Annotated in this window: 23 protein-coding genes; 12 read left to right on the top strand and 11 right to left on the bottom strand. The window is 73.4% G+C overall.

Features of this window, described 5'->3' with window-relative positions; all coding sequences use genetic code 11:
- Positions 1-17 precede the first annotated feature (17 nt).
- On the bottom strand, positions 18-395 hold the full coding sequence (locus FHY02_RS16730) for a hypothetical protein (RefSeq protein ID WP_183924250.1): 378 nt from the start codon (positions 393-395) through the stop codon (positions 18-20).
- Between the two features lie 346 nt (positions 396-741).
- Between FHY02_RS16730 and FHY02_RS16725 the strand changes: the two genes are divergently transcribed.
- On the top strand, positions 742-1023 hold the full coding sequence (locus FHY02_RS16725; RefSeq protein WP_183924248.1) for a hypothetical protein: 282 nt from the start codon (positions 742-744) through the stop codon (positions 1021-1023).
- Positions 1024-1156: 133 nt separating this feature from the next.
- Positions 1157-1399, top strand: coding sequence for a hypothetical protein (locus FHY02_RS16720; protein WP_183924246.1), 243 nt, complete (start codon positions 1157-1159; stop codon positions 1397-1399).
- On the opposite strand, the gene FHY02_RS16715 is transcribed toward FHY02_RS16720, so the two are convergent.
- Entirely contained in the window at positions 1383-2300 is a 918-nt protein-coding gene (locus FHY02_RS16715; RefSeq protein ID WP_183924244.1) for a LysR family transcriptional regulator, read from the bottom strand. The genes FHY02_RS16720 and FHY02_RS16715 overlap by 17 nt on opposite strands.
- Positions 2301-2392: 92 nt before the next feature.
- Here FHY02_RS16715 and FHY02_RS16710 point away from each other — a divergent pair, with 92 nt between their 5' ends.
- Positions 2393-3340: an NAD-dependent epimerase/dehydratase family protein gene (locus FHY02_RS16710; RefSeq protein ID WP_183924242.1), complete on the top strand. Its 948-nt coding sequence runs from the start codon at positions 2393-2395 to the stop codon at positions 3338-3340.
- Positions 3341-3345: 5 nt separating this feature from the next.
- On the opposite strand, the gene FHY02_RS16705 is transcribed toward FHY02_RS16710, so the two are convergent.
- On the bottom strand, positions 3346-4011 hold the full coding sequence (locus FHY02_RS16705) for a GntR family transcriptional regulator (RefSeq protein WP_183924241.1): 666 nt from the start codon (positions 4009-4011) through the stop codon (positions 3346-3348).
- Between the two features lie 163 nt (positions 4012-4174).
- Between FHY02_RS16705 and FHY02_RS16700 the strand changes: the two genes are divergently transcribed.
- Complete coding sequence (locus tag FHY02_RS16700) at positions 4175-5398, top strand: FAD-binding oxidoreductase (RefSeq protein WP_183924239.1); 1224 nt, start codon at positions 4175-4177, stop codon at positions 5396-5398.
- Positions 5395-6573 (top strand): Xaa-Pro peptidase family protein, encoded by a 1179-nt coding sequence (locus FHY02_RS16695; RefSeq protein WP_183924238.1) that lies wholly within the window; start codon positions 5395-5397, stop codon positions 6571-6573. Before FHY02_RS16700 ends, FHY02_RS16695 begins: the two co-directional genes overlap by 4 nt.
- Positions 6574-6666: 93 nt before the next feature.
- Here FHY02_RS16695 and FHY02_RS16690 read toward each other — a convergent pair whose 3' ends face one another.
- From FHY02_RS16690 to FHY02_RS16680, 3 genes are all read right to left on the bottom strand, one after another.
- Positions 6667-7083 carry a DUF6278 family protein gene (locus FHY02_RS16690; RefSeq protein ID WP_183924236.1) on the bottom strand — a complete coding sequence of 139 codons (417 nt, stop codon included), beginning with the start codon at positions 7081-7083 and terminating at the stop codon, positions 6667-6669.
- A gap of 69 nt (positions 7084-7152) precedes the next feature.
- The gene (locus tag FHY02_RS16685; RefSeq protein ID WP_311721303.1) at positions 7153-8088 is read right to left on the bottom strand and encodes a DNA/RNA non-specific endonuclease; all 936 of its coding nucleotides are present in this window, start codon (positions 8086-8088) and stop codon (positions 7153-7155) included.
- 195 nt (positions 8089-8283) lie between these two features.
- Positions 8284-9120, bottom strand: coding sequence for an alpha/beta fold hydrolase (locus FHY02_RS16680; RefSeq protein ID WP_183924233.1), 837 nt, complete (start codon positions 9118-9120; stop codon positions 8284-8286).
- Between the two features lie 223 nt (positions 9121-9343).
- Here FHY02_RS16680 and FHY02_RS16675 point away from each other — a divergent pair, with 223 nt between their 5' ends.
- Entirely contained in the window at positions 9344-10414 is a 1071-nt protein-coding gene (locus tag FHY02_RS16675; RefSeq protein WP_183924231.1) for an aldo/keto reductase, read from the top strand.
- 43 nt (positions 10415-10457) lie between these two features.
- Here FHY02_RS16675 and FHY02_RS16670 read toward each other — a convergent pair whose 3' ends face one another.
- On the bottom strand, positions 10458-11348 hold the full coding sequence (locus FHY02_RS16670; RefSeq protein WP_183924228.1) for an AraC family transcriptional regulator: 891 nt from the start codon (positions 11346-11348) through the stop codon (positions 10458-10460).
- Positions 11349-11435: 87 nt separating this feature from the next.
- Positions 11436-12338, bottom strand: a complete 903-nt coding sequence (locus tag FHY02_RS16665; RefSeq protein ID WP_183924226.1) for a LysR family transcriptional regulator — start codon at positions 12336-12338, stop codon at positions 11436-11438.
- Positions 12339-12432: 94 nt separating this feature from the next.
- On the opposite strand from FHY02_RS16665, the gene FHY02_RS16660 reads away from it, so the two are divergent.
- Together FHY02_RS16660 and hemW are read left to right on the top strand one after the other, a co-directional pair.
- The gene (locus FHY02_RS16660) at positions 12433-13296 is read left to right on the top strand and encodes an oxidoreductase (protein ID WP_183924225.1); all 864 of its coding nucleotides are present in this window, start codon (positions 12433-12435) and stop codon (positions 13294-13296) included.
- A 60-nt stretch (positions 13297-13356) separates the two neighbouring features.
- On the top strand, positions 13357-14493 hold the full coding sequence (hemW, locus tag FHY02_RS16655) for a radical SAM family heme chaperone HemW (protein ID WP_183924223.1): 1137 nt from the start codon (positions 13357-13359) through the stop codon (positions 14491-14493).
- Between the two features lie 138 nt (positions 14494-14631).
- Here hemW and FHY02_RS16650 read toward each other — a convergent pair whose 3' ends face one another.
- Both FHY02_RS16650 and FHY02_RS16645 read right to left on the bottom strand, forming a co-directional pair.
- A complete protein-coding gene (locus tag FHY02_RS16650; RefSeq protein ID WP_183924221.1) occupies positions 14632-16170 on the bottom strand; it encodes an ABC transporter permease/substrate-binding protein in 1539 nt (512 codons plus the stop codon).
- On the bottom strand, positions 16167-16964 hold the full coding sequence (locus tag FHY02_RS16645) for an ATP-binding cassette domain-containing protein (RefSeq protein ID WP_183924219.1): 798 nt from the start codon (positions 16962-16964) through the stop codon (positions 16167-16169). Before FHY02_RS16645 ends, FHY02_RS16650 begins: the two co-directional genes overlap by 4 nt.
- A gap of 60 nt (positions 16965-17024) precedes the next feature.
- Between FHY02_RS16645 and FHY02_RS16640 the strand changes: the two genes are divergently transcribed.
- Positions 17025-17807 (top strand): SDR family oxidoreductase, encoded by a 783-nt coding sequence (locus tag FHY02_RS16640; RefSeq protein WP_183924208.1) that lies wholly within the window; start codon positions 17025-17027, stop codon positions 17805-17807.
- A 158-nt stretch (positions 17808-17965) separates the two neighbouring features.
- Here FHY02_RS16640 and FHY02_RS16635 read toward each other — a convergent pair whose 3' ends face one another.
- Positions 17966-18265: a 4a-hydroxytetrahydrobiopterin dehydratase gene (locus FHY02_RS16635; protein WP_183924206.1), complete on the bottom strand. Its 300-nt coding sequence runs from the start codon at positions 18263-18265 to the stop codon at positions 17966-17968.
- Between the two features lie 65 nt (positions 18266-18330).
- Here FHY02_RS16635 and FHY02_RS16630 point away from each other — a divergent pair, with 65 nt between their 5' ends.
- From FHY02_RS16630 to FHY02_RS16620, 3 genes are read left to right on the top strand one after another with little or no spacing between them, the layout of a single operon-like run.
- Positions 18331-18741 carry a metallopeptidase family protein gene (locus FHY02_RS16630; RefSeq protein ID WP_183924204.1) on the top strand — a complete coding sequence of 137 codons (411 nt, stop codon included), beginning with the start codon at positions 18331-18333 and terminating at the stop codon, positions 18739-18741.
- Positions 18738-19313: a heme ABC exporter ATP-binding protein CcmA gene (ccmA, locus tag FHY02_RS16625; protein WP_183924401.1), complete on the top strand. Its 576-nt coding sequence runs from the start codon at positions 18738-18740 to the stop codon at positions 19311-19313. Before FHY02_RS16630 ends, ccmA begins: the two co-directional genes overlap by 4 nt.
- Positions 19310-19945: a heme exporter protein CcmB gene (locus FHY02_RS16620; protein WP_183924202.1), complete on the top strand. Its 636-nt coding sequence runs from the start codon at positions 19310-19312 to the stop codon at positions 19943-19945. Before ccmA ends, FHY02_RS16620 begins: the two co-directional genes overlap by 4 nt.
- The last annotated feature ends 257 nt before the right edge of the window (positions 19946-20202 follow it).

Genomic DNA, 20202 nt, shown 5'->3' with positions numbered 1-20202 from the left:
GGGCGCGCGGCGGGTTCTCAGCCGACGCGGTAGACCAGGATGTAGCCATTCGGGCCGCAGGTCTGGCCGTCGAAGCCGATGTTGACGAACTCGTGCGTCGTATAGGCGGTCAGCAGGCGGCTGAGTTCCTGCTCGCGCGCGAGCCCCTGGTCGGCGGGGATGACGAAATATCTGCCCGTGCAGTTCGGGACCTTGGGCATGTTAGGGAAGGCGAACAGGATCGTCGTGTCACTTGTGTAGGTCAGCACCTCACTGAGTTGCCCGCTGCTGTTCGTATTGTAGCTGTTGTCCGCCGCCGCGGGATTCGCAGTGACGACCGCGAGCGCGAGAGCGCAGCACGCCGGCCCCATCAGGAAGGCCCGGTGGCGGATCAGACGAACGGCTGCGTCGGACATCGCGCGATCTCCTATGATCAATTCATCATAGGAGGTGTGCGGGCAGCGCGGGTCTTCGCTCCCCTTTTTGGGCCGCATCGCGCGACGACGAGCAAGGATCGACATAGCGGGTCACCGAAGTCGAGGATGCCGACGTTCACTTCGTGGCTGCTCTACAATGAAGACGGTGACGCTGCCGTCGGAGTCTCACGTGCAACTACTTCTGATTCTTTTGTTCGCGATCGCGGCGCCCGTGGCGGGCCAGCAGCCCTCACAGGAACCGGCCAGAGCGCCTTCCCCAAGGGCATCGGATGGCGGAAAATGGCACTTCGGAAACCCAGACGACACTCAGAAGCTCCCGGCCCCAGTGAGTTCCCCGGCACCACCCATCTCCCCGCCGGCGAACGTCACCACCTATACCTATGACGCGCTCGGGCGGCTGGTGCAGAGCGACGTCTCCACCGACGGCGCGACAGTGACGACCAAGATCCAATATGATCCCGCCGGCAACCGTACCAATTATACAGTGACCGGTGCGAACCGCGCCGGTGACGACACCGGTGACGGTGCCGCCGTGATGAGGCCGACCGGCGTGGTGGTCGTGCCGCTCAACGGCCTTACGATCATCCCGCTGGACGCCGATACGTGAGGCCCGGACCATCGCAGCGGCGCTAGCGCTCGTCGTCCTGAACGTCGCCGCGCCGGCGGCGCGCGCCGCCAGCTTCTACTGCGACGCGGATCCGCACGCCTATCTCGGCGTCGGCGGCAACGGCTATGTCTACATGGGCGTGTCGAACGGCAGAGGCATCGCCATCACGGCCATCTGCAACCTCAGCAGCGCCGACGGCAATGTCACGCCGCAGGCCTGCTCCGCCTGGTATGCGCTGCTGCTCACCCAGCGCACCGCGGGCGGCAAGGCGCTGCCACATTTCAACACCAACGATCCGGGAAACGGCGCGCTTACTGGCTGCGCCGATTTCAAGAGCTGGGAACATCACACGCCCTACTTCATCCCGGCGCAGTGATCGCCCGATCGGCCGCAACGACCTGCGCCAGCCCGTCCGCCAGCGCGTCGAACACGGCGCGATAGCGCGCCCCGCCGCGCAGGTCCTCGTGCATCACGATCCACAGCGGCAGCGCGACGTCGAGCGCCTGAGGCAGCACGCGCACCAGCGCCGGATCGCGCCGCGCCACCGCGGTCTGGCAGATGCCGATGCCGAACCCCGCCGCGATCGCCGCGACGTGCGCGGCATCGCTGTCGGTGCGTAGCGCGAAGGCGGCGCGGTCGAGCCCCGGCAGCCAGCGCGCCGCCGCAGCGCGGGTGAAGGCGGTCTCGGTGTCGGGGCCGATCAGGTCATGGTCGCGCAGGTCCGCGGCGGTCGCGGGCGTGCCGCGTCGCGCGAGATAGTCGCGGTGCGCGTGCAAGCCGAGCCGCACCGCGCCGACTCGCCGCGCCACCAGCGCCTGCTGCACCGGCTCGACCATCCGCACCGCGACGTCGGCGTGGCGCTGGAGCAGATCGTCGACCGAGTCGCTCAGCGACAGCTCGACCGCGAGCCGCGGGTAGGCGCGGCGCAGCGCGGCGAGGATCGGCGGCAGGTGCCACACGCCCACCGCCTGGCTCGCGCTGACCCGCACCACGCCCTCGGGCGCGTCGGGCGATCCTGTCCCGGCGCGGCGCAGTGCGGTCGCGGCGGCGACAAGCGCCTCGGCGTGCGGGCGCAGCGACAGCGCGCGATCGGTCGGCGACAGGCCGCGCGGCGAGCGCACGAACAGCGCGCCGCCCACCGCCTGCTCCAGCGCGGCGACGTGGCGCGCGACGCTCGGCTGCGTCAGCCCCAGCGCGCGTGCCGCGGCCGACAGCGAGTGCTCCCGCAGCACCGCGGCGAAGCTGCGATAGACGTCCCAGCTCGGCTTGTCGTTCATTCATTCCCGTATAGCAGACCACCGGTAATCGGCAATTTTCGATGAACCGGACGATCGCCATCATCTGCCCATCACGAACAAGGAGCATAGTGATGAACGAGCGACTGGCCCTGATCCTCGGCGCTACCGGCGGCATCGGCGGCGCCACCGCGCGACGGCTGCTCGACCGCGGCTGGCGCGTCCGCGCGCTGGTGCGCGGCGACGCGGCGCGGCTGGACCCGCGCTGCGAGCCGTTCCGCGGCGACGCGCGTGACGCCGCCGCGGTCGCCGCTGCCGCGGTGGGCGCGTCGGCGATCGTCCACGCGGTCAACCCGCCGGGCTATCGCGACTGGGCCGGCCAGGTGCTGCCGATGCTCGACAGCACGATCGCCGCGGCGCGCGCGACCGGCGCCCGCGTGGTGCTGCCCGGCACGGTCTACAATTACGGTCCCGACGCCTTCCCGCTGGTCGCGGAGGACGCGCTCCAGCGGCCGGTCACGCGCAAGGGCGCGATCCGGGTCGAGCTCGAGCGACGCCTCGAGGCGCTGGCGGCGCGCGGCGCGGCGCCCGTGCTGATCGTGCGCGCGGGCGACTTCTTCGGCCCGGGCGCGGCGAACAACTGGTTCGCGCAGGGGCTGGTGACCCCCGGCGCGCGCCCGCGCGTGGTGCGCCAGCCCGGGCGGCGCGGGGTCGGGCATGCTTGGGCCTATCTGCCCGACGTGGCCGAGACGATCGCGCAACTGCTCGATCGCGACGACCTGCCCGCCTTCGCGCGCTACCATATGGACGGCCAGTGGGACGCCGACGGGCGAGAGATGGTCGAGGCGATCGTGCGCGTGCTCGGCGACCCCGCGGTGCCGATCCGCCGGCTGCCGTGGTGGCAGCTGCGCCTCGCCGCACTGGTGGCGGAGACGCCGCGCGAGCTGATGGAGATGCGCTATCTGTGGCAGCGCCCGCTGCGACTCGACAACGCCCGGCTGGTGGCGACGGTGGGCCGGGAACCGCACACCCCGCTGGTGGAGGCGGTGCGCGCGACGCTGGCGAGCCTACGCTGCGTATGAACCTTCTAAGCGGCGACCGCACCCGCCGCGAACTGGGCGCGCAGGTCGGCGAGCGTTCCGGCGATATGATCGTGGAGCAGCCGCTCGTGCGCTGCGGCGTCGCGCGCCATCCAGCTGTCGATCAGCCCCTGATGCTCGACGTGCGCGCGCGCGTCGCGGCCCGCGGGGGCGAGATGCGCGACGGTGTAGCGCTCCGCCAGGATACCGAGCCGCTCGACCAGCGAGGTGGTCAGCCGCCGCCCGGCGGGGCGCACCAGCGCGATGTGGAAGACGCGGTTGCGCACTGCCACCTCGGCGAGGTTGCTCGACGCCGCCTCGTCGAGCGCGTGGAACGCCGCCAGTGCGCCCTGCCGCCCGGCCTCGTCCGCCGCCATCGCCGCGCTCGCCGAGGCCGCCGGCTCGATCGAGAGGCGCAGCGCGAAGATCTCGTCCGCCTGCGCCGCCGACATCGGCTGCACCGAATAGCCGCGATTGGCCTGGCTCGTCAGCAGTCCCTCCTGCTCGAGCCGCGCCAGTGCCTCGCGCAGCGGGATCTTGCTGACGCCCAGCTCGCTGGCGAGCGCGTCCTGGCGGATCGGCATGTTACCGCGCAGCTCGCCGGTGACGATGCGCTCGCGCACGATCTCAAACACGCGATCGGACAGGGTGCGGGCGATGATGCTAACGGGCATGACGGTCCTCGGAGCGGCACAGGGGACGTGCGCGATCGGCGTATAATCCCAGATGCGTAGTTAACGATCAATCAACAAGGCCGGTTGAGTGAATCCAGCCACTTGTGACGAGCCATCGTATACGATAGGGTGGATGATGAGAAGCGGTGTGGATGACCCGGTGATGCGCATCCTGATCGTCGGCGGCGGCGTGGTCGGGCGCACGCTGGCGCTCGCGCTGGCGCATCGCGGCGCGGCGGTGACGCTGCTGGATCAGCGCGCTGCCGCGCCCGCCGCATCCTGGGGCAACGCCGGCCATATCGCTACCGAACAGGTCGAGCCGCTCGCCTCGCCCGCCACGCTGCGCGGCGTGCCGCGGCGATTGTTCTGGCGCGGCGGGCCGCTCAGCCTGCCGCCCGCGCAGGCGCGCGACTGGCTGCCCTTCGCGCTGCGGCTGACCTGGGCGTCGCGACCGGCGCGATACCGTCGCGGGCGCGCCGCATTGGGCGCGCTGCTCGCCGAGGCGTTGCCGGCGTGGCAGCGGCTCGCCGGCGCGCTGGGCGACCCTGCGCTGGTGCGCGCGGACGGTCATCTCGTCGCCTGGGAGAGCGACGCCAGCGCGGCGCGCGGCCGCGCGGCTTGGCAGGCGGCAGACACCGGCACCGCGACGGTTCACGCGCCCGACGCCGCGACGCTGGCGCGCGTGCGCGCGCTCGCGCCGGGCGTGGCGGACGCCATCCGCTTCGCCGGCAGCGGGCAGGTGAGCGACCTCGACCGGCTCGCCGTCGCGCTCGACGCCGCGCTCGACGCCGCCGGCGTTCGGCGTGCGACCGGCACGGCAACGCTCGAGCGTACCGGCGATCGGGTGGCGGTGCCCGGCCATCCCGCCGATCACGTGGTCGTCGCGGCGGGGGTGGGGTCGCGCGCCCTGATGGCAGCGGCGGGCGAGCGCGCGCCGCTGATCGCCGAGCGCGGCTATCACGTCCGCGCCGCCGCCCACGGTTGGCCCGCCGACCTGCCGCCGCTCGTCTTCGAGGACCGCTCGATCATCGCCACGCGCTACGCCGATCGAGTCCAGCTCGCCGGGTTCGTCGAGTTCGGGCGCGCCGACGCGCCGCCCGACCCGCGCAAGTGGCAGCGGCTCGAGGCGCATGCCGCGGCGCTCGGGCTGCCGCTCGCCGCGCCGTTCGAGCGGTGGATGGGCGCACGCCCGACCCTGCCCGATTATCTCCCCGCGATCGGCCGCTCGACCCGTGCCGCCAACCTGTACTATTCCTTCGGCCACCAGCATCTCGGGCTGACGCTCGCGCCGGTCACCGCCGAGCTGCTGGCGGACACGATCGCGGGCGCGGCGCCCGCGATCGATCTCGCGCCCTACGATCTCCGCCGCTTCGGGACGCTCGCATGACCATCGGCACCTCCGACCCCGCCACCGAGCTCGCCGCGATCCGCCCGGCCCCGGCGGTGCCGCCGATCGCCGCGACCGAGCATCTCGCCCGGCTGGCGCGCGCGCGCGCGCTGGCGGGGGCGCTCGGACTCGACGCGCTGCTGGTCGGTGCGGGCGCGAGCCTGCGCTACTTCACCGGGGTAGGCTGGGGCGCGAGCGAGCGGATGGTGGCGCTGCTGCTGCCGGTCAGCGGCGACCCGCTGATGATCTGTCCCGCGTTCGAGCAGGGCTCGCTCGCCGCCGAGCTGGCGATCCCGGCCGAGACAGCGCTGTGGGAGGAGGACGAGGATCCGATCGCACTGGTGGCGCGCGCGCTCGCGCCGGGGGCGCGGCTCGCGCTCGACCCACTGCTGCCGTTCGGCTGGGGCGAGCGGCTGCGCGGCGTCGGGCTGGCGGTGAGCGACGGCGCGGCCGTGATCGACCGCTGCCGCATGGTCAAGTCCGCCGCCGAGCTCGCCTGCCTCGCCGCCGCCAAGGCGATGACGCTGGAGGTACAGCGCCGCGCCGCCGCGATCCTGCGCCCCGGCATCGCGGCGAGCGCGGTCAAGCGCTTCATCGACTCGGCGCACCAGGCGATCGGCGGGGGCGGCTCCTTCTTCTGCGCGGTGCAGTTCGGCGCGACGACCGCCTATCCGCACGGCCTGCCGGGCGACCAGCTGCTCGAGGAGGACCAGTTGGTGCTGGTCGACACCGGCTGCCGCGTCCACGGCTACCATTCCGACATCACGCGCACCTACGCCTTCGGCCGAGTCGCGCCCGAGGTGTACGAGACCTTCGCGGTGGAGCGCGAGGCGCAGGCCGCCGCCTTCGCCGCGGTGCGGCCGGGAGTGACGTGCGAGGCGGTGGACGCCGCGGCGCGGACGGTGCTGGAGCGCGCCGGGCTCGGGCCGGGCTATCGGCTGCCGGGCCTGCCGCACCGCACCGGGCACGGCATCGGCCTCTCGATCCACGAACCCGCCTATCTCGTGCGCGGCGACCGCACCCCGCTGGAGCCGGGCATGTGCTATTCCAACGAGCCGATGATCGTGGTGCCCGAGCGCTACGGCGTGCGGCTGGAGGATCATTTCCGCGTCACCGCCGACGGCGCGGCCTGGTTCACGCCGCCGCAGGAGTCGCTCGAGCGGCCGTTCGGCTGAGGGGGGCGCGGCCCGGATCGCGCTTCGAGACGAGGCTTCGACAGGCTCAGCCTCTCCTCAGCGCGCGGGCGGAGTCGCCAGCCGGCGCGCGTCCTAGGCCAGATCCTCCACGCGCGGGATGATGGTGCGCTCCACCGCCTCGTAATAGATCTCGATCGTGTCCTCGCTGGGGCCGCGCAGCCGCGCGCGGACCTTCTCGACCGGCGAGACGGTGATCACGCCGAGATCGAGCACCGGCGCGAACACGGGGCGGCCGCCGCCGAACAGGCCGAGGAAGCCGCGCCTGACCGGCGCCGCGGGCGTGTCGCGCCAGCGGCCGCCGAGATGGCGGCGGATCACCTCGCCGACATAGCAGCCCGCTTCGGCGGCGACGCTCGCCGCCTTGCCCTTCGCCTGCCGCCGCGCGTCGAGCAGGCGATCGACCACCGCCAAGCTGTCGACCGAATAATCGAGCGGCTCGCCCCGGTGCGCCGCCGCGAACCGTTCCGCCAGCCGCGCTACGTCCCCCATGTCATCACCCCGTCCCTCGTGGCATCAGCGCTCATTATAGGCGCGGCGCACGCGAGGTCGGGCGGCGCGTCACACCAGCACGTCGGCGGCGACCCGGATCACGCGCTCGACCCGCGCGCCGGTCGCGGCTTCCTCGTTGGAGAAGCCGTCGCGCAGCGCGAGCGCGCCGAAGTCGAGCCCGGTGGCGCGCTCCACCGCGGCGACCGAGCGCTGATAGGTCTTGTACGGCCCGAAGATCAGCTCGACGCGACCGAGATCGACGTCATGGTCGATCATATAGGCGGTCGCGGACGGCGTGCCGTCGTCGTGGACGAAGGCGATCACCTTCCAATAGGCCAAGGGGATGGCGACGCCGCGATAGACCGGGTCGTCGGCGCGGAACACCGGCCCGGTGAAGACGCTGGCGCGCTCGCGCTGGCGCCGCGTGTTACCCAGCACCAGATCCTCCAGCCCGAGCCAGGTCTGCTGGTTGTAGGCGGAGAGCTGTGGCGCGCAGTTGGTGAAGTGGAAGGTGTCGCGGTTGGCGGTGGCGGCGTCGGTGCCCCAGTTGGGATCCTCGCGCCGTACCAGGTGGCCGCGGTCGAAGTCGTTGTCGGCGTACAGCTCCTCGCCGACCTGCGCCTCGGCGGGGAGGCGCCCGTCGAGCGCCCAGGGATCGCCGCCGCGCGGCACCGATACGCTCTGCGCGCCGTCGAGGTTGGCGGCAGTGAACAGCGCGAGACGCCGGCTGGCGGAGAGGACGAGCGAGAAGTGCGTGTAATCGAGCCGGCCGTCGTCGCGCCCGGGTACCGCGCGCACGTCGCTGCGCACGCCGGCGGTGGAGGGCAGCGCCACCGCGAAGTCGGGCAGGTGCGCGGGGTCGTAGCCGGCGCGGCCGGCGAAGTCGCTCGCCGGGGTGGTGCGCGCCGGCGCGGGGGCGAGCGTCGGCGCGGGCGGCGTGGCGACGGCGCCGGGCACCAGCGGGCGCAGGTCGCGCAGGCGAGGGCGGTAGGTCGAGATCGGCACGGTCGGTCTCCTGCGCTGTGATCGGACCGACCCGGTATAGCGATTTGCGTGACGGCGCCGCGACGGTGTCGCACCGCGCCGTCGCGCCATGCCGACCTGTTCGCGCGGGGTCGCCGGCGGGTATGGTTGATCCCGCCGGCGCGTCGTCGCTGCACCTCGCCGGTACGCTCCCTGAAGAGGAGCGTACCGGAACGATCATCCCCGCACGAACGCGAGCAGGTCGGCGTTGAGCACCTCGTGGTTCACGGTCAGCATGCCGTGCGAATAGCCGGGATAGATCTTGAGCGTCGCGTTCGGCAGCAGCTCGGCCGAGAGCACGCCGGCGTTCTGATAGGGCACGATCTGGTCGTCGTCGCCGTGCAGCACCAAGGTCGGCACCGTGATCGCGCGCAGGTCGTCGGTCTGGTCGGTCTCGGAGAAGGCCTTGATGCCCTCGTAATGCGCCTGGGCGCTGCCCGTCATCCCCTGCCGCCACCAATTGTCGACCACCGCGGGCTTCACCTCGGCGCCGTCGCGGTTGAAGCCGTAGAAGGGGCCGGCGGGCAGGTCGCGGTAGAAGGAGGCGCGATCGGCGGCGAGCGCGGCGCGCAGCCCGTCGAACACCTCGATCGGCAGCCCGCCGGGGTAACGCTCGGTCTTGACCATGATCGGCGGCACCGCGCTGACCAGCACCGCCTTGGCGACGCGCCCCTGCGGCAGGCCGTGGCGCGCGACATAGGCGGCGACCTCGCCGCCGCCGGTCGAGTGGCCGATGTGGATCGCGTTGCGCAGGTCAAGGTGCTCGGCCACCGCGGCGGCGTCGGCGGCATAGGTGGCCATGTCATGGCCGTGATCGACCTGCGCCGAGCGGCCGTGGCCGCGACGATCGTGCGCGATCACGCGATAGCCCTGCGCCAGGAAGAACAGCATCTGATTGTCCCAGTCGTCCGACGACAGCGGCCAGCCGTGGTGGAACATGATCGGCTGCGCGTCCTTGGCGCCCCAGTCCTTGAAGAAGATCTCGGTCCCGTCCTGCGTGGTGATCGTCGGCATGGCTCGCTCCCTGTCTCGTGACTGTCGCCGGAAGGCGTCCGGCGATCAGAGAGTTACGCCAGCGAACCGAGTCGGGGGAGCGCGATAAGGTCGCGCAATCCGTTCGAGAAATTCGAACAGGCGCGGCCTGCGGACGATCGGGCAAGCCTCGCGGACGAAGCGGTTACCGTCGCCGCGTCGGCCACGCCATCTCGGGCGCGAACCCGACACGGAGCCACGATCCATGACACCCCCCATCGCGCTCACCGACTATCGCCTGCTCGGCCGCTCCGGCCTGCGCGTCTCGCCGCTCGCGCTCGGCACCATGACCTTCGGCGCCGACTGGGGCTGGGGCGCCGAGGAGGCGGAGGCCCGCCGCATCCTCGACCTCTATCTCGACCGCGGCGGCAACCTGATCGACACCGCGGTGAACTATACCAACGGCGAGTCGGAGCGGCTGCTCGGCCGCTTCCTGCGCGGCCGGCGCGAGCGCGCGGTGCTCGCCACCAAGTTCACCATGGCGCGCGACCCGGCGAACCCGAACTCGGGCGGCAACCACCGGCTCAACCTGGTGCGCTCGGTCGAGGCCAGCCTGCGCCAGCTCGACACCGACCGGATCGACCTGCTCTACCTCCACGCCTGGGACTTCACGACCGGGCCCGACGAGGTGCTGCGCGCGCTCGACGATCTCGTCCGCGCGGGCAAGCTGGTCTATGTCGGCCTGTGCAACACGCCGGCGTGGCGCGCGGCACAGCTGCAGACGATCGCCGACCTGCGCGGCTGGTCGCCGCTGGTGGCGCTGCAGATCGAGTACAGCCTGGTCGAGCGCACCGTCGAGCACGAGCTGATGCCGATGGCGCAGGCGCTGGGGCTCGGCGTGCTGCCCTGGTCGCCGCTGGGTGGCGGCATCCTCACCGGCAAGTACACGCGCGCCGACCTCTCCGACGAGAATGGCGCCGACGTCGCGGCGACGCGCAAGGGCGTGATCGCCTCGACCGGGCACCTCAACGAGCGCTCGCTCGCGATCGCCGAGGTGGTCGGCGCGGTGGCGGACGAGACAGGGGCGTCGCGCTCGCAGGTCGCGCTCGCCTGGACGCTGCGCCACCCCGCGGTGACCGCGCCGGTGATGGGCGCGCGGACGCTGGCGCAGGCCGAGGACAATCTCGGCGCGCTGGCGGTGGTGCTCGACGACGACCAGCTCGCGCGTCTCGACGCGGCGAGCCGGCCGGCGCCGATCTTCCCCGAGCGCTTCATCGGGCGGCCGATGGCGCAGCAGCTGATCTTCGGCACGCACCCGGTGGCGACGCGGCGCTGAGCCGCGCCCGCCGCGCGCTCACCCGGCCGCGGCGTCGACATGCTCACCCGGCCGCGGCGGCGCGCAGCCGCCCGGCGTCGGCGGCGGGGGGCGCCCCGAACAGCCTCGCATAATCGCGGCTGAACTGCGACGGGCTCTCGTAACCCACGCGATAGCCCGCGCTCGCCGCCTCGATCGCCTCGCTCAGCATCAGCCGTCGCGCTTCCTGCAAGCGCAGCCGGGTGCGGAAGGCGAGCGGGCTCAGTCCGGTCACCGCCTTGAAATGGTGGTGAAAGGCCGAGCGGCTGAGCGCCGCCACCGCGGCCGCCTCGTCGACCGGGCAGCGCTCGCGATAATGGTCGCGGATCCACCTTATGGCGCGGCCGATCTGGCTCAGCCGCGTGTCGGCGCGCGCGAGCTGGCGCAGCGCCGCTCCCTCGGGCGCGGCGAGCAGGCGATAGTGGATCTCGCGCCGCACCAGCGGTGCCAGCGCGGCCGCGTCGGCGGGCGTGTCGAGCAACGCGACCAGTCGGGTCGCAGCGTCGAGCAGCGCGGGCGCGGTGGTGCCGAGCGTCAGTCCGGGCGGCGCGCCCGCGTCGCCGCGCGCGGGGACCGGGTGATCGAGCGCCAGCTCGGCGAGCTCGCGCGCGTCGAGGTCGAGCTGGAGGCTTAGGTAAGGCGCCTCCCGGGACGCCGCGGTCACCGCGCCGACCACGGGCAGGCCGACCGAGGCGATCAGATGATGCGCCGGATCATAGTCGTAGACCGCGGTGCCGAGCAGCGCGCGCTTGCGACCCTGCGCGACGAAGCAGACCGTCGGTTCATAGACCACCGGCATCGGCAGCGTCGGCGTCGAGGCGCGGATCAGCGTGACGCCGGGGAGCGTGGTGCTGACGGTGCCGTCCGCCGGCAGGTGGCGCGCGATCGCGCGTGCGAGCGGCTCGCCGTGGGTCATCGCTTCTCCGTGATCGTACGCGCCGGCCGCCGCAAGCCGCAGCCGTTACCGCCGCGACGATCGGGCAAGGACCGCGGCGAATCCGACTCAGCCGAGCGCGCGGACATGGTCGATGAAGGCGCGCAGCGGCGGCGGGACCAGGCGGCGGCTCGAGTAATAGAGGAACGGGCCGGGGAAGCTCGGCCACCACTCGGCCAGTACCGGCACGAGCAAGCCGGCGGCGAGCGCGGGGGCGAGCCACTCTTCGAAGAGGTACACGATGCCGCCACCGCCCGTGGCGGCGTCGACGAGCAGGTCGGCGGCGCCCGCCACCCGCGCGATCAGCCGCGCGCGCGGTTCGATCCGCACCGCCTCTTCGTCGCGCTCGAACTCCCATGGGCTCGCCAGCGCGCCGCTCGAGAAGCGGCCGACCAGACAGTCGTGGTCGAGCAGCGCGCGCGGGTGCGCGGGGCGGCCGCGGCGGTCGAGATAGGCGGGCGCGGCCGCGGCGGCGAAGCGCTGCACGCGCGGCCCGATCGGCACCGCGATCATGTCCTGCTCGAGCCGCTCGTCGTAGCGGATGCCGGCGTCCGCGCCCGAGGCGAGGATGTCGACGAAGGAGTCCTCGGCGTCGATCTCGACGCGGATGTCGGGGAAGGCGGCGAGGAAGCCGGTCAGGATCGCGGGCAGCACGAGCTTGGCCGCGCTCACCGGCACGTTGAGCCGCAGCAGCCCGGTCGGTCGCTCGCGCAGCTCGTCGACCGAGCCGAGCGCCGCGGCGACCGAGTCGAGCGCGGGCGCGAGCCGCTCGAGCAGCCGCGCGCCCGCCTCGGTCAGCGCGACGCTGCGCGTGGTGCGGTGGAGCAGCCGCAGACCGACGCGCGCCTCCAGTCGGCGCAGCGCCTCGCTCAGCGTCGAGGCGCTCCGGCCGGTCGCCCGCGCGGCGTCGCGGAAGCCCCGCGCGCGCGCCACCGCGACGAAGGCCTCGAGGTCGGAGAGATCGGCGTCCATCGTTCGGCTTCCCGCACGGGTCGTCCCGATCTTCCCGGCTAATCGGCACAATCGCAAGCGCTTATCTGCGTGTTCACGAACGAGGAGACGCACCATGGACGGTAACAGGACCTACAGGCTCGGCGATCGCGCGGTGCGCCGGCTCGGCTATGGCGCGATGCAGCTCGCCGGCCCCGGCGTGTTCGGCCCGCCGCGCGACCGCGACGCCGCACTGGCGGTGCTGCGCGCCGCGGTCGCGGCCGGGGTCGACCATATCGACACCAGCGACTTCTACGGGCCGCACGTCACCAACCAGCTGATCCGCGAGGCGCTGGCGCCCTATCCCGAGTCGCTCACGATCGTCACCAAGGTGGGCGCGGTGCGCGGGCCGGAGGGATCGTGGGACCCGGCGCAGTCGCCCGCCGCGCTGCGCGCCGCGGTCCACGACAATCTGCGCAACCTCGGGCTGGAGCAGCTCGCGGTGGTCAACTTCCGCGTCCACGACGGTAGCCACGGCCGCAGCGAGGGGTCGATCGCCGAGGGTTATGGCGCGTTGGCAGCGATGCGGGACGAGGGGCTGATCCGCCATCTCGGGATCAGCAACGCCACCGCCGCGCAGGTGGAGGAGGCGCGCGCGATCGCGCCGCTGGTGTGCGTGCAGAACATGTACAATCTCGCGCATCGCGAGGACGATTCGCTGATCGACCGGCTCGCGGCCGACGGCATCGCCTATGTCCCCTTCTTCCCGCTCGGCGGCTTCAGCCCGCTCCAGTCGGGCGCGCTCGACGCGGTGGCGGCGCGGCTGGGCGCGACGCCGATGCAGGTGGCGCTGGCGTGGCTGCTCCACCGCTCGCCCAACATCCTGCTGATCCCAGGCACGTCCTCCTTGGCGCACTTGCGCGAGAACCTCGCCGCGGCAGCGATCGTGCTCGACGCGGCGGCGCTGGACGCGCTCGACACGATCGGCGCGACACGGTGAGCGCGGGCCGCGTCGCGCGCCATGGCCAAGCGCGGCGCGGCAGGGCATAGCGGCGCCGCCATGACCGACTCCGCGCTGGCGCTCTACGTCCATTGGCCGTTCTGCGTCTCGAAATGCCCCTATTGCGACTTCAACAGCCACGTCCGCGCCGCGGTGGACCAAGAGGCGTGGCGCGACGCGCTGCTCGCCGACCTCGCGCATGAGGCGGCGGCGCTGCCGGGGCGGCGGCTCGGCTCGATCTTCTTCGGCGGCGGGACGCCCTCGCTGATGCCGCCCGCGACGGTCGCCGCGGTGATCGACGCCGCCACCGCCGCCTGGGCGCCGCTGCCCGACCTGGAGGTGACGCTCGAGGCCAATCCCTCCTCGGTCGAGGCGGCGCGCTTCGCCGACCTCGCCGCCGCGGGGGTGAACCGCGTCTCGCTCGGGCTGCAGGCGCTCGACGACGCCGCGCTGCACTTCCTCGGCCGCGCGCACGACGTCGCGGAGGCGCTCGGCGCGCTCGACGTCGCGCAGCGCCACTTCGCGCGGGTGAGCACCGACCTGATCTACGCGCGTCCCGACCAATCGCTCGCCGCCTGGGAGCGCGAGCTTCGGCAGGCGCTGGGCTTCGGCACCGAGCATCTGTCGCTCTATCAGCTCACGATCGAGCCGGGCACGCGCTTCCACACCGAGGCGGCGGCGGGGCGGCTGACCATCCCCGACGGCGACGCCGCCGCCGACCTGTTCGAGGCAACGCGCGCGATTACCGCCGCCGCCGGCCTGCCCGCCTATGAGGTGTCGAATCACGCCCGGCCGGGCGCGGAGAGCCGCCACAATCTCGCTTACTGGCGCTACCGCGACTATGCCGGCGTCGGGCCCGGCGCGCACGGCCGGCGGCAGGCGAGCGCGACGCAGCGCCACCGCAAGCCCGAGAACTGGCTCGGCGCGGTCGCGCGCAACGGCCACGGTCTCGTCAGCGAGGAGCCGCTCGCCCCGGAGGCGCGCGCGCGCGAGGCGCTGCTGATGGGGCTGCGGCTGGCCGAGGGCGTCGACCTGACCCGGGTGGCGCGGGTGACGGGGCTCGCGGTCGAGGCGATCGTCGACGCCGGCGCGATCGCGTCGCTATCGGGGCTGATCGCGCGCGACGGTGAGCGGCTGCGCGTGACCGAGGCGGGGATCCTGCTGCTCGACTCGATCCTGCCGCGCGTGGTGCGCTGAGGCCGGGCGCGCGCTCCCTCCCCTACATGGGAGGGCTGGGATGGGGCGCTTCCGCGGGCGGCGCGCTAACGATCGCGAGCGGCGCGCTTGCGGTAAGACCCCACCCCCAATACCTCCCCTGAAGGGGGAGGGGAGCCGCTACTTCGTCAGCCCGACCTTCGTCGCCAGCCAGGCCGCCGCTTCTTCGGGCGACTTCTTGTCGCCGTCGCGGTCGACGAGGTAATTGGCCGAGCGCATTGCTGCCACCGGTATGCGTCCGACTAGCGGCGCCAGCGCGGCGCGGAAGCGCGCGTCGCCGCGTCGCGCGGGCGCCAGCAGCAGCACCGCGTCGTAGGAGGGGATCGCGCCGCGCGGGTCACTCAGCACGGTGAGATGCTCCGCCGCGATTCGCCCGTCCGAGGAGAAAGCGCTGATCACGTCGGCGCGCCCGCTCGCCAGCGCGCGGTACATGAAGGTCGGGCTGTACGGCGTCGCGGCGGCGAAGCGCAGCGGATAGGCGGCGCGGATCGCGGCCCATTCCGGCCGGTCGAGGAACTCGAGGTCGGCGCCGAGCCGCAGCCCCGGCGCCGCCGAGACCAGGTCGTCGAGCGAGGCGATCCCGCGCGCGCGTGCATCGGCGCCGCGCATCGCGAAGGCGTAGGCGTTCTCGAAGCCGAGGGTGCCCAGCAAAGCGACGCCGCGCGACCGCTCGGTCCAGCGCGCCAGCTCGGCCACCAGTCGCGCGCGCGGCGGGGTGTCGCGTCGTGCCATCGCGCCGGTCCACAAGGTGCCGGCGTAATCGACGTAGACGTCGACCGCGCCGCTCGCCACCGCGCCGAACGCCACCGCCGAGCCGAGCCCGTCGCGATAGGTCACGCTGTATCCCGCCCGCTCCAGCCGCGCGCCGATCAGCCGCGCGAGGATATATTGCTCGGAGAAGTTCTTGGCGCCGACCACCACCGCGCGCTCGCCGCCGCTCCCGCCGCGCCACAAGGGCGCGCTCGCGGCGACGCCCGTGGCGACCAGCAGCGCCAGCGCCGCCGCCATGCGCCGCCACTGCCGCCGCCCCGCCGCGCGCTCGGCGAAGCCCAGAAGCGCGTCGACCGCCAGCGCCAGCGCCGCCGCGCCGACGCAGCCCGCCACCACCAGCGTCCAGGCCTGGGTCTGCAACCCCGCGAAGATCAGGTCACCCAGGCTCGGCTGGCCCACCGTGGTGGAGAGCGTCGCCGCGCCGATCGTCCACACCGCGGCGGTGCGCACCCCCGCCATGGCGACCGGCAGCACCAGCGGCGCCTCGACCCAGCGCAGCTTCTGCGCCGCGGTCATGCCGATCCCGTCCGCGGCGGTCAGCAGCGCGCGGTCGATCCCGGCGAGCCCGGTCACGAGGTTCCGCACGATCGGCAGCAGCGCGTAGAGCGTCAGCGCGAGCAAGGCGGGCAGGAAGCCGAGCGCGGGGATGCCGCCGCCCACCAGCGCGGAGAGCCACAGCAAAGCGGGGTAGAAGAGCGCGAGCAGCGCGAGGCTGGGGATGGTCTGCACCAGGCTCGCGAACCCCAGCACCGCCGCGCCGAGGTGGCGCCGCCGCGCCGCGAGCAGCCCGAGCGGCAGCGCCAGCGCGAGCGCGAGCAGCAGCGCCGCGAGCGCCAGCAGCAGGTGCTGCGCCGCCAGCGCCGGGACGCGGGCGAGTGCCTCGCTCATGCGCCGCCCTCACGCGCCAGCGCGGCGAGCCGCTCGGCCTGCGCGCGCGGCACCGCGACCAGCGCCGCGGCGCGCTCGCCGCCCGCGCCGGCGAGCAGCGCGGCGGGGGTCTCGTCGGCGATGACGCGGCCGCGCTCCATCACCAGCACGCGATCGGCGGCGAGCAGCGCCTCGGCCATGTCATGGGTGACCATCACCGTGGTCAGCCCGAGCTCGCGGTGGAGCCGCGCGACCGACTCCATCAGTGCCTCGCGCGTGACCGGGTCGAGCGCGCCGAAGGGCTCGTCCATCAGCAGCAGCCGCGGCCCGGTGACGAGCGCGCGCGCGACCCCGACGCGCTGGCGCTGCCCGCCCGAGAGTTCGGCTGGCCGCCGCGTCGCAAGCGCGGCGGGCAGGTCGACGAGGTCGAGCATCGCCGCGACTCGATCGTCGTCGCGCCGGCCGGCGACGCGCAGCGGCAGCGCGACATTCTCCGCCACGCTGAGGTGCGGGAACAGCCCGACCTCCTGGAAGACATAGCCGACCCGCCGCCGCAGCGCGGGCGGCGGCCCCTCCGCCACGTCGATGCCGTCGAGCGTGACCCGGCCCGCGCTCGGCACCACCAGCCGGTTGATTGTCTTGAGCAGCGTCGACTTGCCCGAGCCCGACGCGCCGACCAGCGCCACCAGGCTACCCGGCGCGACCGTCAGCGAGACGTCGTCCACCGCCGCGGTGCCGTCGGCATAGACCTTGGCGACGCGCTCGAACGCGATCGCCGGGCCGCTCGCCGGCAGGGGCAGCTTTTGTGCTGGCATCACGCGCGACGATGCGGGAAGCCTGCGCGACTAACAAGCGTCAAGACGCGGGAGAGCAGGATGAAGGCGATACTCGTCACCGGCGGCGGCTCGGGGATCGGTCGCGCGGTGGCGCAGCGCTTCGCCGCCGAGGGCTGGCGCGTCGGGCTCGCCGACATCGACCAGCGCGGGCTCGCCGCGACCGCCGCGCTGCTGCCGCGCGACCGCACCAGCACGCACCAGATGGACGTGCGCGACCCGGCCGAGTGGGAGCATGTGCTCGCCGAGTTCGCGGCGATCAGCGACGGGCGGCTCGACGTGCTGTTCAACAACGCCGGGGTGGCGGCGGGGGGCGCGTTCGGCGAGATCGGGATCGAGGCGCTCGACCGCGTGATCGACGTCAACTTCCGCGGCGTCGCCTATGGCGCGCGGCTGGCGTACCCGTACCTGCGCGCGACCCCGGGATCGTGCCTGCTCAACACCGCCTCGGCCTCGGCGATCTACGGCTCGTCCGGGCTCGCGGTGTACTCGGCGACCAAGTTCGCGGTGCGCGGGCTGACCGAGGCGCTCGACGGCGAGTGGGCACGCGAGGGCATCCGCGTGCGCTCGCTGATGCCGGGGTTCATCGACACCGCGTTGCTGTCCGCGCCGGTCGCGGGCTCGAACCGCACCGCGCGCGAGGCGGTGGTGGCGGCGGGGCTCGAGTTCACCCCGGTCGAGGTGGTGGCGGAGCAGGCCTGGGCGTCGGTGCAGGGCGATCGGCTGCACACGATGGTCGGGCCGACCGCGCGGCGGCTCGCCTTCGCGGCGCGCTGGCTGCCGGGGCGGCTGCGGCGATCGATGCGGCGGCGGGTGATGCGGTGACGAAGAAATCCTCCCCGCTCGCGGGGAGGGGAACCGCGCGCGAAGCGCGTGGTGGAGGGGGGCGTCCGCAAACGAGCCTGTGCGTGTCTGGAGAGCCCCCTCCACCACCGCGCTAACGCACGGTGGTCCCCCTCCCCGCGAGCGGGGAGGATCTCATCTCAACCCCCCAAGATCGCGTCGATCGCGGTCGCCAGCTCGATGTCGCGCTCGGACAGGCCGCCCGCGTCGTGCGTCGTCAGCAGTATCTCCACCCGGTTCCAGACGTTGCTCCACTCGGGATGGTGGTCGGCGCGCTCCGCCAGCAGTGCCACCTGGGTCATAAAGCCGAACGCCTCGGCAAAGTCGGTGAAGACGATCGTGCGCGTGATCGCGTCGCGCGCGTCGTCATAGTCCCACTCGGGCAGGCCATCGAGCGCGTCGGCGCGCTCGGCCTCGCTGAGTTGTTCGATCGCCGCCATGTCGCGCTCCTCTCGCCGCCCACGCCGCTTGCCGCGGCCCGAGCGCGAGCGGTATGGCGCGGGGAATGAACGAGCAAGAGCCGATGGGCGCGGCGCCCTCCGCCGACGCGATCGAGGCGCACGCGCGCGCGGTGATCGCGCGCCTGCCCGACGCCTTCCGCCGCCATCTCGGCGACGTGGTGCTGCTGGTCGAGGAGGAGGCCGACGCCGAGACGCTCGCGGCGCTGGAGATCGATCACCCGCTCGACCTCACCGGGATCTACCACGGCCGCCCGATCGGCGAGAAGAGCGCCTTCGACAGCGCCGCGCTGCCCGACCGCATCCACCTCTACCGCCAAGCGATTTTGGCCGAATGGTGCGAGACCGGGGTGCGGCTCGACGAGCTCGTCGCGCATGTCACCATCCACGAGATCGGCCATCACTTCGGCCTCAGCGACGACGACATGCACGCGCTGGAAGAGGCGGTGGCGGATTGACGCTGCTGGCGGCGCGCGGGCTGACGGTGGCGCGCGGCGGACGGCTGCTCGCCGAGGGCATCGAGCTGACGCTGGAACGCGGCGCGGCGGCGCTGGTCACCGGCCCGAACGGCGCGGGCAAGTCGTCGCTGCTGCGCGTGTTCGCGGGGCTGCTCGCGCCCGCCGCGGGAACGGTGACGTGCGGCGGGCGCGTGGCGTGGATGGGCGAGGCCGCGGCGCTCGACCCCGAGCGCGCGCTCGCCGACGCGCTGCGCTTCTGGGCAGCGCAGGACGACGTGCCCGCGGCGGAGACGCGGGTCGCCGCTGCGTTGTCGGCGGTGGCGCTCGATGATCTCGCCGACGTGCCGGTGCGGCTGCTGTCCACCGGGCAGCGCCGCCGCGCCGCGCTGGCGCGCGTGGTCGCCTCGGGCGCGGAGCTGTGGCTGCTCGACGAGCCGGCGAGCGGGCTCGACGCCGCCGCGGTATCGCGGCTGGCGCTGCTGCTCGAGGGGCATCGCGGCGCCGGCGGCGCGGCGGTGGTGACGACGCACCAGCCGCTCGCGCTGCCGGGCGCGGTCGAGGTGGTGCTGTGACCGCGCTGATCTGGCGTGACGTGCGTCGATATTATGGGGGCGGGGGCGCGACCTTGCTGATCAGCTTTTTCCTGCTGGTCGCGACCTTGTTCCCTTTCGCGATCGGCCCCGACGCGACGCTGCTGGCGCGCGTCGGCGGCGGGGTGATCTGGGCGGCGGCGCTGCTCGCCGCGCTGCTGCCGGTCGAGCGGCTGGTCGCGCCCGACCTCGAGTCCGGGGTAATCGACCAACTCGTCGTCCGCGGCCGGACGCCGGCGACGGTCGCCCTGGCCAAGGTGGCGGCGCATTGGCTGACGTTCGCGCCGCCGCTGCTGCTCGCGACATTGGTGGCGGCGGCTCTGCTCGATCTCTCGGCCGAGCAGCTGCTGCTGGTGCTGGCCGGGCTGGCGCTCGGGACGCCGGGGCTCGCGGCGCTGGCGGTGGCGACCGCGGCGCTCACCGCGGGGGTGCGCGGCGCGGGCGCGGTGGCGGGGCTGGTGATGCTGCCGCTCGCGGTGCCACTACTGATCTTCGGCGCGGGAACGCTGACCGGCGGGGCCGGCGGTCTCCAACTGCTCGCCGCGACCAGCCTGGTGCTGCTCGTCGGCGCGCCGCTCGCCGCAGGCGCGGCGATTCGCGCTGCGCTGGAGTGATGGTCGCGCTGGCCTAGCCCGTGCTTCGACTTGCGGCCCATCGTGCGCCCGCGAGCGCGGGGCCGAGGCGCCACGACGTCGCGAACCATCGTTTCGTCCGCTTCGCCCCGGGATTCCGGCGGTCGCGGGGAACAGTCCGCTTTTGACATGGATCAAAGGAGCGACACCCGATCCCGATCGAGCGCGCGCCGCGGCTCCCGGTATTACACCCGATGCGCCCGCCGTGCCGCGCCGCCGCCCGCTACACTCGCCGCGGG

It is taken from the genome of Sphingomonas sp. BK069 (genome assembly GCF_014193405.1).
Classification (GTDB): Bacteria; Pseudomonadota; Alphaproteobacteria; order Sphingomonadales; family Sphingomonadaceae; genus Sphingomonas.
The sequence above is the reverse complement of the archived record's forward strand: the minus strand, read 5'-3'. Positions and strand labels throughout refer to the sequence as shown.